This window comes from Paracoccus sp. SM22M-07, assembly GCF_001887735.1.
Lineage (GTDB): Bacteria > Pseudomonadota > Alphaproteobacteria > Rhodobacterales > Rhodobacteraceae > Paracoccus.
Map to the genome: position 1 here is coordinate 230,678 of NZ_JPKW01000004.1, position 14,621 is coordinate 245,298.

Sequence of the window (14,621 nt, forward strand, 5' to 3'; positions counted from 1 at the left end):
ATAGGACCGATTCGGCCATTTTCAAAGCCCCGTCGACCCTCAGGCGGCCTTGATGCCTTGGGCCGCCGCCAGAACGGCATGCAGCGCCACCGGATCGTCATTCGCCCGCAGCTTGGCCCGCAGGTCCGTGTCGCGCAGCGTCCGCGACACCAGCGCCAACGCCTTGAGGTGATCCACGCCGCTGCTTTCGGGGGCCAGCAGGGCAAAGACAAGATCAACCGGCTGGCGGTCGACGGCATCGAAATCCAGGGGCTTTTCAAGCCGCAGGAACATGCCCGCAACCTTGTTCAGCCCATGCAGACGCGCATGCGGCAGGGCGACACCCTGGCCCACGCCGGTCGGCCCCAAGCTTTCGCGTTCCTGCAGCGCATCCAGCACCTCCGATGCGACAAGCCCGTATTCGACCTGCGCCAGATCGGCCAGTTCCTGGAACAGCCGTTTCTTCGAGGTGATCTGCCCCAATGAACGGACAGCCCCGGGTCGGAGGATTTCACTCAGTTGCATTGTCCAGTGTCTTTCCCATGCTGTGCGCCCCCGAACGGCATGTCGGGGGCGCCCCAGTCATTCAAGCGTCACAACGCGGCAGGCGTCAGCCATTCCCGCGAGGATCGATCCATCCCACATTGCCGTCGTCGCGGCGATGGACGACGTTGACGCCGCCATGTTTCTCGTTGCGGAACACCAGAAGCGGGGTTCCCGACAGCTCCATCTGCATCACGGCGTCACCGACCGACAGGGTCGGCACGCGCGATTCCATTTCGGCGATGATGATAGGCTGCAGACCGCTGTCCTGCGATTCCCATGCATCCTCGTCGGCGGCCAGCACATAACTGTCCGCCTGTCCGAAGACAACAGGCTCGGCGCGCTGCTGGTGGTGATCCTTCAGGCGGCGCTTGTAGCGGCGCAGCTGCTTGTCCATCTTCTCGCGGCAGGCCTCGAAGGCGGCATAGATGTCGGTGGCGGCACCACGCGCGGTCACGTTCAGCCCGGTGGACAGGTGAACGACGGAATCACACAGGAACTGGTGGGCATCCTTGGAAAAGGTCACGGCCGCATCGGTGGGCCGCTGCGAATACTTTTCGATCGTCTCGCCCAGCTCGGTCTTGACATGGGTGGTCAGGGCGTCGCCGACATCGATGTGTTTTCCGCTGATGGTGTAGCGCATCGTATTTCCTCTCCGGTTGCCCGTCCTGCATGCGTCGGCCCGTCAAAAACAGCCGGCGACGGCGGGAACGGGTGTCACGGGCCATGTCATCAGTCCGGCCCGCATGATTCAATTTGGTGACAGCGGACCGGATCTGTCAACGGGTCCCACAAGGGCGTGATCAGGATTCTTCGATGCAGGACGGGCCGTTGGACGCGGCTCAGGACATGCGGAAATCGTCGCCCAGATAGACCTGGCGCACCTTGGGGTCGGCCACGATCTGATCGGTACTGCCCGACATCAGCACATGCCCATCATGCAGGATATAGGCCCGGTCGACGATGCCCAATGTCTCGCGCACGTTGTGGTCGGTGATCAGCACGCCGATGCCGCGCGATTTCAGCGCATGGACCAGGGTGCGGATCTCTCCGACGGCGATGGGGTCGACGCCCGCGAAGGGTTCGTCCAGCAGCAGGAAGCTGGGGTCCGAGGCCAGGCAGCGCGCGATTTCCGCCCGCCTGCGTTCGCCCCCCGACAGCGCCATGGCCGAGGCATGGCGCAGATGGGTGATGGAAAAATCGGCCAGCAATTCCTCCAGCCGGTCGCGCCTGTGACGGGGATCGGCGACCGCGACCTCCAGCACCGCCATGATGTTCTGTTCGACCGTCAGCCCGCGAAAGATCGACATCTCCTGCGGCAGATAGCCGATGCCCATCCGGGCGCGGCGGAACATCGGCAGGCGCGTGGCGTCGCGCCCGTCGATCGCCACCTGCCCTGCGTCGGGCGTGACCAGCCCGGCAATGCAGTAAAAGCAGGTCGTCTTGCCCGATCCGTTCGGGCCCAGCAGGGCCACGACCTCGCCCCGGTTCAGGCTGACCGAGACGTCGCGGATCACCAGCCGGTTGCGATAGGATTTGCGCAGGTTCCGGACATCCAGCCCCTTGGCCGCCTGCGACATCAGTTCGTGCCCGGCTGCAGGACGGACCGGACGCGGCCGTTGACCTGCGCGGCGCCCGTGGCCAGATCGACCGTGACCGTATCGCCGCTGAGGACATTCTGCCCCTGGCTGAGCAGCACGTCGCCGGTCAGCACGACATTGCCACCTTCGACATCATAGACGGCCTTCTGCGCCTCGGCGGCGTCTTCGCCGCTGACCAGGGTGACGTTGCCGGTGGCGGTCAGCGACTGGATGCGGTTCTGCCCGCCTTCGGCATATTGGACGGTCACCTGATCGGCGGACAGGCGCATGTCGCCCTGCCCGATCACGACATTGCCCTCGAACAGCGCGCTGCCATCGGTCTGGTTGACCGTCAGGTTGTCGGACGCCACCTCGACCGGGGCCGAGACATCGGCCTTCATCCCGCCGAAGGTGACGTTCTGCGCAGATGCGGGCGCGGCAAGCAATGCCAGGGCGGTCAGCAGGGGGCGAAGCATGAGGTCGTTCCTTGCAAGGGGTCAGGGCTGGTATATCAGACGGACACCGCCCGAGAAATTCAATATCGCGGGCTTGTCGCCGCCCGCATCCGCATCGACGTCACCGCCGGCATCCCCCTCGGGCGCAAGACGCATCCGGTCCGCCCTGAGGGTGCCGAAGGGGGCGTCGGCCTCGATCCCCTGATCGGCGGTGATCACCGATCGCTCGGTCAGCGCCTCGATCCGGTCGGTGCGGACCTGCCACCCCGTCGAGGTCGACATGACGACACCGCCCTCCAGGCTGACGACGCCCTCGCCCGCCCCGCCCGACGGCGCGACCAGATCGGCGGTGACCCCGTCGGGGCGCTGCCAGTCCAGGCGCAGATCCTGCGCCCGGCCACCCCCGGCCGCCGCATCGGGGGCGGCACTGCTGGCAGCCAGAGACATCTGCACCCCGTCCTCGGTCACGCCCATGTATTCCGGCCCGACGATCCGCCCTTCGCGCGCGGCGGCCTGGGCATCGACCTCGGCATAGGGGATACGCGATTCGGTATCCGATCCGCGCGACAGCAGGAACATCGTGGACAGCATCGCCAATGCCACCAGCGGCAGCAGGACGCGCAACCAGCGGACGATGCGGGTGCGGTTCATGGCCTCAGACCAACCCGGCCCGCAGGCAGTCGTGGATATGCAGGATGCCCTGCGGCCTGCCATCCGCCACCGCGAACAGGCAGGTGATCTTGCGGTCCTGCATCTGCGCCAGCGCGGCCTCGGCCAGGGCGTCGGGGCCGACGGTGCGCGGCGCGCGGGTCATGACCGCCGCCGCGTCCAGATCCAGCAGGCCCTGCATGTGACGCCGCAAATCGCCGTCGGTGATGATGCCGACCAGCGCGCCTGCATCATCCACAACCCCGGTGACGCCATAGCCCTTCTGGCTGATGACCAGCAACGCCTCGGACATGGGGGCGGCCTGACCCACCAGCGGCATGTCGGGATGCATCAGGTCGCCCACCTTGGCCAGCAGCGCGCCCAGCTTGCCACCGGGGTGGAAGGTGCGGAAATGTTCGGGGGTGAACTTGCGATGCTCCATCAGGGCGATGGCCAAAGCGTCGCCAAGAGCCAGCGTCATGGTCGTCGATGTGGTGGGCACGATGCCGTTGCCGCAGGCCTCGGCGGCGGCGGGCAGCACCAGCGCCAGATCCGCCTGGCGCATCAACGTGGATTGCGGCCGCGCCGCCACCCCGATCAGCGGGATCGCGAAGCGCCGGGTATGGGCGATCAGGTCGGCCAGTTCCGGCGTTTCGCCGCTGTTGGACAGGACCAGCGCCAGGTCGTCGCGCGTCACCATGCCCAGATCCCCGTGCGAGGCCTCGGCGGGGTGCACGAATTGCGCCGGCGTCCCGGTCGAGGCCAGCGTCGCCGCGATCTTGCGCCCGACATGGCCGGACTTGCCCATGCCCGACACGATCACCCGGCCCTTGACGGCCAGCATCATCTCGACCGCGCGGGTGAACCGGTCGTCCAGGCCCTGCGACAGCGCGGCAAGGCCGTCGATCTCGGTCTGGATGACGCGTCTTGCCGTTTCAATATAGTCTGCCATATGTCCGCCCTGCAGTGATCACCGATGGTCAGGGCGCGCGCCGCATGCGCGGCGATCCGCCCCAAGGCCGATGTCAGTGGTTGAAGATATCCTTGTCGTCGGACCATCCCAGCAGGTCCAGATGGGCACGCGCCGGCAGAAAGTCAAAGCAGGCCTGCGCCAGCCCCAGACGGTTTTCCCGGCGCAAGCGCTGTTCCAGCGCCTCTTTCAGCTTGTGCAGGTGCAGGACGTCCGATGCCGCGTATTCCAGCTGCGCATCGCTCAGGTCCTCGGCGCCCCAGTCGCTGGTCTGCTGCTGCTTGCTGACATCGACATTGATCAACTCGGACAGGATCATCTTCAATCCGTGCCGGTCGGTGAAGGTGCGCACCAGCCGGGATGCGATCTTGGTGCACCACACGGGCGAGGTCACGACGCCGAAGGCGTTTTCCAGCGCCGCGATGTCGAAGCGGCCATAGTGGAACAGCTTCAGGATCTTAGGGTCGGTCAATACCTTGGTCAGGTTCGGCGCCTCGGTCTGGCCGCGGTCGATCTGGACCAGATGCGCCTCGCCGTCGCCCGATGACAGCTGCACCAGGCACAGCCGGTCGCGGCGCGGGTCCAGGCCCATGGTCTCGGTGTCGATGGCGACGACGGGGCCAAGCACCAGATCGTCGGGAAGGTCGTTGGGATACAGATGGATGCTCATTGCCGGTCCTGCTCTTGAACGCCGATCCTCGGATGCAGGGTCAGCCTGTCTTGCCCCTCTCTGACCAGAAACGGGCGTTCCGATCCAGCGGAAATGACAAACCAGGCCTCGTGGCGGCCGCACGATCCTGCGAACGGAACGGTCGCCGGGCGGGCAGAACGCCCATGATTCGACCCGCAATGCATGCCCCGCGGCATCCGTGCGGCGGATAAGGAAAAGCCCCCGCAAGCACGAAGCTTGCGGGGGCTTTTTAATGGTGCCCAGGAGAGGACTCGAACCTCCACGCCTTGCGGCACACGGACCTGAACCGTGCGCGTCTACCAATTCCGCCACCTGGGCAGGTGGTGTAAGCGGCTGATTAAAGACAGTTACGGGGGGCGTCAATGCGATTCTGACATCTTTTCGAAAGTTTTTTGAGAAATCGTCATCGACCCTGCGAAACCCCGTGCATGGCAGGGGCTGCGCCCCGTGCCGCCTTGCCGCAGTCCCCGCCTATGGGTAAGGATCACGCCAACAATCGGCACGAAGGAGGCGAGACGCCCATGGCGAAACTGGTCACGATCTTTGGCGGGTCTGGCTTTGTCGGTCGGCAGGTTGCCCGACTGATGGCAAAGGAAGGCTGGCGCGTCCGGGTTGCGGTCCGCCGCCCCGACGAGGCGCTGTTCACCCGCACCTATGGCGCGGTCGGGCAGGTCACCCCTGTCCTGTGCAACATCCGCAGCGAGGCATCCGTCCGCGCCGCCCTGACCGGGGCCGATGCCGCCGTCAATTGCGTCAACATCCTGTCGCCCGAAGGCAAGAGCACCTTTTCCAACGTGTTCCACGAGGGTGCCGAACATATCGCCCGCATCGCCACGGAGCTGGGCCTGTCGCATCTGGTCCATATCTCGGGGCTGGGCATCGACACGGAATCCGACAGCAAGTACATCGCCGCCAAGTCGCGCGGCGAAGAGGCCGTGCTGGCACAGTTCCCCGATGCCGTCGTGCTGCGGCCTTCGGTGATCTTCGGGGCCGACGACAATTTCTACAACCGCTTCGCCGGCATGACCCGCATGGGTCCGGTGTTGCCCATCGTCGGCGGCAACACCCGGATGCAGCCGGTCTATGTCGAGGATGTCGCCCGCGCGGCCGTCTTGGGCGCCACCGGCAAGGCCGCCCCCGGCATCTATGAACTGGGCGGACCCGACATCCTGACCCTGCGCCAGATCGTCGGGCAGGTGCTGAAGGCCACGCATCGCCGCAAGCTGGTGGCGAACATGCCCTTCGCCCTGGCGCGGATCGGATCGGCGGGCCTGGGGGTCGCGCAGACCCTGACGGGCGGGCTGTTCACCAACCCGCTCAGCCGCGACCAGCTGGCCCTGCTGCGCCAGGACAATGTCGTCAGCGACGGCGCCAAGGGCTTTGCGGAACTGGGCATCCAGCCCGTCGCGGCCGAGGCGGTGGTCGACGACTATCTGTGGCGGTTCCGGCCTTCGGGGCAATATGACGCCATCAAGGCCTCGGCAAAGAACCTGCGCGACAACTGATGGAACATAACACAATCGTCGCGGCGGTCCTGGGTATCCTCGAGGGCCTGACCGAATTCATCCCGGTGTCATCCACCGGACACGTTCTTCTGGCAGGGCATTTCCTGGGCTTCGATTCGCCCGGCCGCGCCTTCGAGGTGGTGATCCAGCTGGGCGCCATCGCTGCCATCCTGGGCGTCTATGCAGGTCGCATCTGGCAGATCCTGACCGATGCACCCCATGATCCCGGCGCGCGCCGCTTCGTCGCCGCGGTGCTGCTGGCCTTCCTGCCGGCCGTGGTCATCGGCCTTGTCGCCCACGACTTCATCAAGACGGTCCTTTTCGAGACACCGATGCTGATCGCCGTCATGCTGATCATCGGGGGCTTCATCATGCTGTGGGTCGACCGCCGCGTCACCGCCCCCCGTTATCACCGGGCCGAGGATTTCCCCCTGGGCATGGCGCTCAAGATCGGCTTCTTCCAATGCCTCGCGATGGTTCCCGGCGTCTCGCGCTCGGGGGCGACGATCGTGGGGGCATTGCTGATGGGCGCCGACAAGCGTTCGGCGGCCGAGTTCAGCTTCTTCCTGGCGATCCCGACCATGCTGGGCGCATTCACTTTGGACCTGATCAAGAATCGCGATATCCTTGATGCGGCAGCCTTGGGCAACATCGCCATCGGCTTTGTCACGGCCTTTCTCAGCGCGGTCGTCGTCGTGCGCTGGCTGTTGGGATATGTCTCCAAGCACGGCTATGCGCTTTTTGCCTGGTGGCGGATCATTGCAGGAACCGTGGTTTTGCTGGCTCTGACGGTCGGTGGGTAAGTAATGCTGACCAAATAATCCGATGGCGGCGACAAAAATCACGCCGCCATCGCGAAAAACTGGCATTTAGGTCAGCACTGCTGACTTTTCATTGCAAATGCCTTGGTTTAAGCCAGCTGCGGAAGGTCCTGTAGGGAGACAGCGCAGCCATGGCCACGCAAAAGATGCTCACGTTCACCACGACACCGCGCGAAATGCCCGAGAAACGCTCGGCCAGCGAACGCAGTGAGGATTTCCACGAAATCTATCGCGAATTTGCCGATGCCAAGGCGACGGAACAATCCAGCCGCTGCAGCCAGTGCGGCGTGCCCTATTGCCAGTCGCATTGCCCGCTGCACAACAACATCCCCGACTGGCTGCGACTGACCGCCGAAGGCCGCCTTCTGGAAGCCTATCAGGTCAGCCAGGCCACCAATACCTTCCCCGAGATCTGCGGACGCATCTGCCCCCAGGACCGCCTGTGCGAGGGCAACTGCGTCATCGAACAATCCGGCCACGGCACCGTCACCATCGGCGCGGTGGAAAAATACATCACCGACACCGCTTGGGAAAACGGCTGGGTCCAGCCCTTCACCCCCGACCAGGAACGCGCCGAATCGGTGGGCATCATCGGTGCCGGACCGGGCGGCCTTGCCGCCGCCGACATGCTGCGCCGGCAGGGGTTTCAGGTCACGATCTATGACCGCTATGACCGCGCGGGCGGTCTGATGACCTATGGCATCCCCGGCTTCAAGCTGGAGAAGGATGTCGTCATGCGCCGCAACCAGCTACTGGCCGACAGTGGCGTGGAATTCGTTCTGAACTGCAACGTGGGCGAAGACATCAGCTTCGACGCCATCCGGGGCAAGCATGACGCGGTGCTGATCGCCACGGGCGTCTACAAGACCCGCGACCTGGACATCGACAACACCGATGCCGGCGGCGTCGTGCGTGCCATCGATTACCTGACCGCCAGCAACAAGATCGATTTCGGCGATGACGTGCCGGATTTCGAGGATGGCGAACTGAACGCCAACGGCAAGCGCGTGGTCGTCATCGGCGGCGGCGACACGGCCATGGACTGCGTGCGCACGGCGATCCGCCAGGGCGCGCAATCGGTCAAATGCCTCTATCGTCGTGACCGCGCCAACATGCCGGGATCGCAGCGCGAGGTGCAGAATGCCGAGGAAGAGGGCGTCGAATTCGTCTGGCTGTCGGCTCCGGGTCAGTTCACCGGCCATGTGACCGGCGACATGGCCACCGCGCAGGAAAGCGATGTCGCGGGCAACCCGCAGATCGCATCCGTGCGGATCCAGAAGATGCGCCTTGGCCAGCCCGACGTCAGCGGCCGCCAAAGCCCCGAACTGATCGAGGGCGCCGATTACGACGAACCCGCCGAGCTGGTCATCAAGGCCCTGGGCTTCGAACCCGAGGACCTGCCCAAGCTGTGGGGCGTCGATGGGCTGGAGGTGACCCGTTGGGGCACCATCAAGGCCAATTTCCAGACGCATCACACCTCGATCCCGGGCGTCTTCGCGGTGGGTGACATCGTGCGCGGCGCAAGCCTGGTGGTCTGGGCGATCCGCGACGGCCGCGAGGCCGCCGAGTCCATCGCGCAATTCCTGGCGGGCGATGCCCGCGTGGCCGCGCAGTAAGGATCGCCATGAAGCAGCATCTTGCGACATCATTCATCGTTGCGCTGGCCCTGACCAGCCTGCCCCTGCAGGCGGTGACCTTCACGCCGCCCGCGGGCTGCACCCTGCAGATGACGGTTCAGAACCGCGGCTGTTCGGTCAGCCAGTATTACATCTGCCAGTCCGACCCCGCGGGTTATCAGCGCAGCGCGATCTTCGGCCGGGACGGGATGTTCCACATGTCGGTCATCGATGCCGAAACCCGCTGGATCGAAAGCACGTCGCCCCTGTCGGGCATCACCGACACGCTGGTGGATGGCGCTGACGACGAGGCCAGCTTTTCCACCCTGCTGCAGACGGGGCGCGACGATTTCGACTTTGACACCCGCGCCAGCGACGGCGTGGTGCTGAACCAGAAGGGCTTCGACGTGCTGACCGGCGAAACCGTCCAGATCGACGGCCAGCAGCTGGAGCGGACCGAATTCCAGCTGACCACCACCGGGCCGGACGGCCAGCTGATCAGCGAACGCCGCGGCACCCAGTTCATCAGCCGCGAATTCGGCCGCTTCTTCGGCGGCATCGAATCGCGCATCGACGCGACCGGCGAACAGACCAAAACGAATGACAGCCCCGTTCTTTTCGCCTTCCCCGGCGACAAGGGCTTTGCCGAGACCACCCCACAATTCGACTGCGATCAATTGCTGACGCAGATCCAGCAGGAAAGGGCCGCATCATGAACAACGATTGGCAAGAACAAGAGCAGGCCCGCCGCGACTGGATGGCCAAGAACAGCCTCTATCGTGAAGAGGACGAGCATTCCTCCTGCGGCGTCGGCCTGGTGGTCAACATCGACGGCAAGGCCAGCCGCAAGGTCGTGCAATCGGGCATCGATGCGCTGAAGGCCATCTGGCACCGTGGCGCGGTCGATGCCGACGGCAAGACCGGCGACGGCGCGGGCATCCATGTTCAGATCCCGGTCCCCTTCTTTTACGACCAGGTGCGCCGCACCGGCCACGAGCCCGACCAGTCGAAGCTGATCGCCGTGGGTCAGGTCTTCCTGCCGCGCACGAATTTCGCCGCCCAGGAAGCCTGCCGGACCATCGTCGAATCCGAGGTCCTGCGGATGGGCCACTATATCTATGGCTGGCGCCACGTGCCGGTCGATACCAGCGTGCTGGGCGAAAAGGCCAACGCGACCCGTCCGGAAATCGAGCAGATCCTGATCCGCTGCGAAAAGGACATCGACCATGTCCAGTTCGAGCGTGAGCTGTATGTCATCCGCCGCCGCATCGAAAAGGCCGCCATCGCCGCCCAGGTGCCGCAGCTGTATTTCTGTTCGCTGTCCTGCCGGTCGATCATCTACAAGGGCATGATGCTGGCCGAACAGGTCGCTGAATTCTATCCCGACCTCAAGGACGAACGCTTCGAATCGTCCTTCGCGATCTATCACCAGCGCTATTCCACCAACACCTTCCCGCAATGGTGGCTGGCCCAGCCCTTCCGCATGCTGGCCCATAACGGCGAGATCAACACGCTGAAGGGCAACCTGAACTGGCTGCGCAGCCACGAGATCCGCATGGCCTCCAGCGCCTTCGGCGAGGCGGCCGAGGACATCAAGCCGATCGTGCCGGCCGGATCGTCCGACAGCGCCGCGCTGGATTCGGTCTTCGAGGTTCTGGTCCGCTCGGGGCGCAGCGCGCCGATGACCAAGACGATGCTGGTGCCTGAAAGCTGGTCCAAGGCCACGACGGACATGCCCCAGGCCTGGGCCGACATGTATGCCTATTGCAACGCCGTGATGGAGCCGTGGGACGGCCCCGCCGCCCTGGCCATGACCGACGGTCGTTGGGTCTGCGGCGGCCTGGACCGCAACGGGCTGCGCCCGATGCGCTATGTCGTGACGGGCGACAACCTGCTGATCGCGGGTTCGGAAATGGGCATGGTGCCGGTCAATGAAAGCAATGTCGTCGAAAAGGGCGCGCTTGGGCCCGGACAGATGATCGCCGTCGATATGTGGGACGGCAAGCTGTACCACGACACCGAGATCAAGGACCGCCTGGCCGCCAGCCAGCCCTTCGGCGAATGGATCGAGAAGGTCGTCCAGCTGAACGACATCATGCGCGACCTGCCGGAAACGGCGCTGCACACGGGTGACGACCTGCGCCGCCGCCAGGCGGCCGCCGGCTTCACCATGGAGGAACTGGAACACGTCCTGGCCCCCATGGCCGAGGACGGCAAGGAAGCCATCGCCTCGATGGGCGACGACACGCCGCCCGCGGTCTTGTCCAACCAGTACCGCCCCATGAGCCATTTCTTCCGCCAGAACTTCAGCCAGGTGACGAACCCGCCCATCGACAGCTTGCGCGAAACGCGCGTGATGTCGCTGAAGACGCGGTTCGGCAACCTCAAGAACGTCCTGGACGAAAGCAGCAGCCAGACCGAGATCGTGGTGCTGGAAAGCCCCTTCATCGCCAATGGCGAATTCGCCGAGATGGTGAAGATGTTCGGGGAAACCGTCACCTATATCGACTGCACCTTCCCCGATGACGCAGGCCCCGACGCCCTGGGCGAAGGCCTGGCCCGCATCCGCGCCGAGGCCGAGGACGCCGTGCGTTCGGGCGCAGGTCACCTGGTCCTGACCGACAAGGCCCAAGGCCCCGACCGCGTGCCGATGCCGATGATCCTTGCGACCAGCTCGGTCCACAGCTGGCTGACGCGCAAGGGGCTGCGGACCTTCTGCTCGGTCAACGTGCAATCGGCCGAATGCATCGACCCGCATTACTTTGCCGTGCTGATCGGCAGCGGCGCGACGACCGTGAACCCCTATCTGGCACAGGATTCGATCAACGACCGGATCGAGCGCGGCCTGCTGAGCGGCAGCCTGATCGAGAACATGCGCCGCTATCGCGCCTCGATCGATGCGGGGCTGCTGAAGATCATGGCCAAGATGGGGATCTCGGTCCTGTCCTCCTATCGCGGGGGCCTGAACTTCGAGGCGGTGGGCCTGTCCCGCGCCATGGTCGCGGAATATTTCCCCGGCATGCAGTCGCGCATTTCCGGCATCGGCCTGCACGGGCTTCAGGCCAAGCTGGAGGCGCTGCACCAGAAGGCCTATCACGGCAAGGATACCGAGATGCTGCCGGTCGGCGGCTTCTACAAGCTGCGCCGTGCGGGCGAAAAGCATGCCTGGGAAGCCGACACCATGAAGATGCTGCAGGTGGCCTGCGAAAAGGCCTCCTATGACATCTGGAAGCAGTTCAGCGCCACGATGCGCGCCAACCCGCCGATCCATATCCGCGACCTTCTGGACATCAAGCCGCTTGGCAAACCGGTGCCGATCGAGGAAGTGGAAAGCATCACCAGCATCCGCAAGCGTTTCGTGACGCCCGGCATGTCCTTGGGCGCGCTGTCGCCCGAGGCGCACATGACGCTGAATATCGCGATGAACCGGATCGGCGCGAAATCCGACAGTGGCGAGGGCGGAGAGGACCCGGCGCACAGCCATCCGCTGCCCAACGGCGACAACCCCTGCGCCAAGATCAAGCAGGTCGCATCGGGTCGCTTCGGCGTCACCGCCGAATACCTGAACGCCTGCGAGGAACTGGAGATCAAGGTCGCCCAGGGTGCCAAGCCCGGCGAAGGCGGGCAGCTGCCCGGCATGAAGGTCACCAAGCTGATCGCGCGGCTGCGTCATTCGACGCCGGGCGTGACGTTGATCAGCCCGCCGCCGCACCATGATATCTATTCGATCGAGGATCTGGCGCAGCTGATCTATGACCTCAAGCAGATCAACCCGCGCGCCAAGATCACCGTCAAGCTGGTGGCATCTTCGGGCGTCGGCACGATCGCGGCGGGCGTGGCCAAGGCCAAGGCCGACGTGATCCTGATTTCGGGCCATAACGGCGGCACCGGTGCCAGCCCCGCGACATCGGTGAAATTCGCCGGACTGCCGTGGGAAATGGGCCTGACCGAGGCGCATCAGGTTCTGGCCATGAACCGCCTGCGCGAACGCGTGACGCTGCGCACCGATGGCGGTCTGCGCACGGGCCGCGACATCGTCATGGCGGCGATGATGGGCGCCGAGGAATACGGCATCGGCACCGCCGCCCTGATCGCCATGGGCTGCATCATGGTCCGTCAGTGCCAGTCGAACACCTGCCCGGTGGGCGTCTGCACCCAGGACGAAAAGCTGCGCGCCATGTTCACCGGTTCGGCGGACAAGGTGGTGAACCTGATCACCTTCTATGCCCAGGAAGTCCGCGAGATCCTGGCCGAGATCGGCGCACGGTCCCTGGACGAGGTGATCGGCCGCGCCGACCTGCTGACCCAGGTCAGCCGTGGCGCCGCCAACCTGGACGACCTGGACCTGAACCCGCTGTTGATCACGGTCGATGGTGCGGAAAAGATCGTCTATGACCGCACCAAGCCGCGCAATGCCGTGCTGGAAACGCTGGACAGCGAAATCGTCAAGGACGCCGCCCGCTTCTTCGAGGATGGCGAGAAGATGCAGCTGTCCTATGCGGTGCGGAACACGCAGCGCACGGTCGGCACGCGCACGTCCAGCATGATCGTCCAGAAATTCGGCATGCGGAACAACCTGCAGCCCGATCACCTGACGATCCGCCTGACGGGCAGCGCCGGTCAGTCCCTGGGGGCCTTTGCCGCTCCGGGGCTGAAGATCGAGGTGTCGGGCGACGCCAACGATTACGTGGGCAAGGGCCTGTCGGGTGGCACCATCGTGGTGCGTCCGCCGATGGCCAGCCCGCTGGTCGCCGCCGACAACACCATCATCGGCAACACGGTGCTTTACGGCGCGACGAACGGCTACCTGTTCGCGGCGGGCCGTGCGGGCGAACGCTTTGCGGTCAGGAACAGCGGCGCATCCGTGGTGATCGAGGGTTGCGGCAGCAACGGTTGCGAATACATGACCGGCGGGGTCGCCGTGATCCTGGGTCGCATCGGGGCGAATTTCGGCGCCGGCATGACGGGGGGCATGGCCTATCTCTATGATCCCGAAGGCCTGGCGCGCGACTACATCAACCCCGAGACGCTGGTCATGTGCCCGGTCACCCAATCCCATTGGGAGGATCAGCTGAAGGGCCTGATCGAGCGTCACCTGAAGGAAACCGGATCGCGCCGCGCCGACGACATCCTGTCGAACTGGGATCGTGAAAAGCGCAACTTCCTGCAGGTCTGCCCGCGCGAGATGCTGTCGGCCCTGCCCCATCCGATCCAGGCGGTGCAGGAACCCAACGCCGTCCCGGCGGAGTGACCCGACCCTGACGAAAAGACCTGAAAGCGGCCCCCCGGGGCCGCTTTCTCAATTTGCCGGATCGGCGGTGGTGTTGCAGGTGATGCCCGGCTCTCCGGCGCGCGTCAGGGTCGCCTCGTCGCCCTTCGACCACCATTCCCACACGCCCGCCACGTATCGCGCCCCCGAGGCCGCCACGACGTTCACAAAGATCAGATCCTCGCCCTCCAGCGGAATGATCGCCAGGGCGTTGCCACCCGCATTGACATAGCGCAGCGGCAGGTCACGGCCGTCATCGCATTGGTATCGCGTGGCGGTGATGGTGGCGTCGGCCGGCAGGGGCAGCGTCAGCCCCAGGTCGGCGGCGGATGGCTGACCGGCCCATCCCGCCATCAGGGCCAGCATGACGATCCTGGTCATGTCGTTTCCTTTCAGATGAACAGGGTCGCAGCATCGCCCCGGCCGCGCGGCAAGGCAAGATGGGGCCAAGGCAAGGTCGGGGAACTTGACGCTTGGGCCTGCCGCATGGGACATGCTGGCATGATGTCCCGCCGCCCCCCCGAAACCCCATCCCCCGACGCCC

General features: G+C 65.1%; 13 protein-coding genes and 1 tRNA gene. 5 read left to right on the forward strand and 9 right to left on the reverse strand.

Features of this window, described 5'->3' with window-relative positions; translation table 11 throughout:
- Nucleotides 1–39: 39 nt before the first annotated feature.
- The 8 genes from IE00_RS08060 to IE00_RS08095 form a co-directional block, all read right to left on the reverse strand.
- Nucleotides 40–504, reverse strand: a complete 465-nt coding sequence (locus IE00_RS08060) for a PTS sugar transporter subunit IIA (RefSeq protein WP_072296552.1) — start codon at nucleotides 502–504, stop codon at nucleotides 40–42.
- Nucleotides 505–589: 85 nt separating this feature from the next.
- Nucleotides 590–1,165 carry a ribosome hibernation-promoting factor, HPF/YfiA family gene (hpf, locus tag IE00_RS08065; protein ID WP_072296553.1) on the reverse strand — a complete coding sequence of 192 codons (576 nt, stop codon included), beginning with the start codon at nucleotides 1,163–1,165 and terminating at the stop codon, nucleotides 590–592.
- 199 nt (nucleotides 1,166–1,364) lie between these two features.
- The gene (gene lptB, locus IE00_RS08070; protein WP_072296554.1) at nucleotides 1,365–2,102 is read right to left on the reverse strand and encodes an LPS export ABC transporter ATP-binding protein; all 738 of its coding nucleotides are present in this window, start codon (nucleotides 2,100–2,102) and stop codon (nucleotides 1,365–1,367) included.
- Complete coding sequence (lptA, locus tag IE00_RS08075; RefSeq protein ID WP_072296555.1) at nucleotides 2,102–2,578, reverse strand: lipopolysaccharide transport periplasmic protein LptA; 477 nt, start codon at nucleotides 2,576–2,578, stop codon at nucleotides 2,102–2,104. Before lptA ends, lptB begins: the two co-directional genes overlap by 1 nt.
- A 21-nt stretch (nucleotides 2,579–2,599) precedes the next feature.
- Nucleotides 2,600–3,208 (reverse strand): hypothetical protein, encoded by a 609-nt coding sequence (locus IE00_RS08080; RefSeq protein ID WP_072296556.1) that lies wholly within the window; start codon nucleotides 3,206–3,208, stop codon nucleotides 2,600–2,602.
- Between the two features lie 4 nt (nucleotides 3,209–3,212).
- Nucleotides 3,213–4,157 carry an SIS domain-containing protein gene (locus IE00_RS08085; protein WP_072296557.1) on the reverse strand — a complete coding sequence of 315 codons (945 nt, stop codon included), beginning with the start codon at nucleotides 4,155–4,157 and terminating at the stop codon, nucleotides 3,213–3,215.
- Between the two features lie 73 nt (nucleotides 4,158–4,230).
- Nucleotides 4,231–4,845 carry a ribonuclease D gene (locus tag IE00_RS08090; protein WP_072296558.1) on the reverse strand — a complete coding sequence of 205 codons (615 nt, stop codon included), beginning with the start codon at nucleotides 4,843–4,845 and terminating at the stop codon, nucleotides 4,231–4,233.
- Nucleotides 4,846–5,099: 254 nt separating this feature from the next.
- Nucleotides 5,100–5,184: transfer RNA gene (locus IE00_RS08095), tRNA-Leu, on the reverse strand.
- A 203-nt stretch (nucleotides 5,185–5,387) separates the two neighbouring features.
- Here IE00_RS08095 and IE00_RS08100 point away from each other — a divergent pair.
- The 5 genes from IE00_RS08100 (at nucleotide 5,388) to gltB (ending at nucleotide 14,059) form a co-directional block, all read left to right on the forward strand.
- Nucleotides 5,388–6,371 carry a complex I NDUFA9 subunit family protein gene (locus tag IE00_RS08100; RefSeq protein WP_072296559.1) on the forward strand — a complete coding sequence of 328 codons (984 nt, stop codon included), beginning with the start codon at nucleotides 5,388–5,390 and terminating at the stop codon, nucleotides 6,369–6,371.
- A complete protein-coding gene (locus tag IE00_RS08105; RefSeq protein WP_072296560.1) occupies nucleotides 6,371–7,174 on the forward strand; it encodes an undecaprenyl-diphosphate phosphatase in 804 nt (267 codons plus the stop codon). The genes IE00_RS08100 and IE00_RS08105 overlap by 1 nt, the downstream gene beginning before the upstream one ends.
- 149 nt (nucleotides 7,175–7,323) lie before the next feature.
- On the forward strand, nucleotides 7,324–8,808 hold the full coding sequence (locus tag IE00_RS08110; protein WP_072296561.1) for an NAD(P)-dependent oxidoreductase: 1,485 nt from the start codon (nucleotides 7,324–7,326) through the stop codon (nucleotides 8,806–8,808).
- Nucleotides 8,809–8,816: 8 nt separating this feature from the next.
- Nucleotides 8,817–9,524 carry a hypothetical protein gene (locus tag IE00_RS08115; protein WP_072296562.1) on the forward strand — a complete coding sequence of 236 codons (708 nt, stop codon included), beginning with the start codon at nucleotides 8,817–8,819 and terminating at the stop codon, nucleotides 9,522–9,524.
- Complete coding sequence (gltB, locus tag IE00_RS08120) at nucleotides 9,521–14,059, forward strand: glutamate synthase large subunit (RefSeq protein WP_072296563.1); 4,539 nt, start codon at nucleotides 9,521–9,523, stop codon at nucleotides 14,057–14,059. Before IE00_RS08115 ends, gltB begins: the two co-directional genes overlap by 4 nt.
- Before the next feature lie 48 nt (nucleotides 14,060–14,107).
- Here the strand turns inward: gltB and IE00_RS08125 are convergent, their stop codons facing one another.
- Entirely contained in the window at nucleotides 14,108–14,458 is a 351-nt protein-coding gene (locus tag IE00_RS08125) for an MliC family protein (protein WP_170864106.1), read from the reverse strand.
- Nucleotides 14,459–14,621 lie beyond the last annotated feature (163 nt).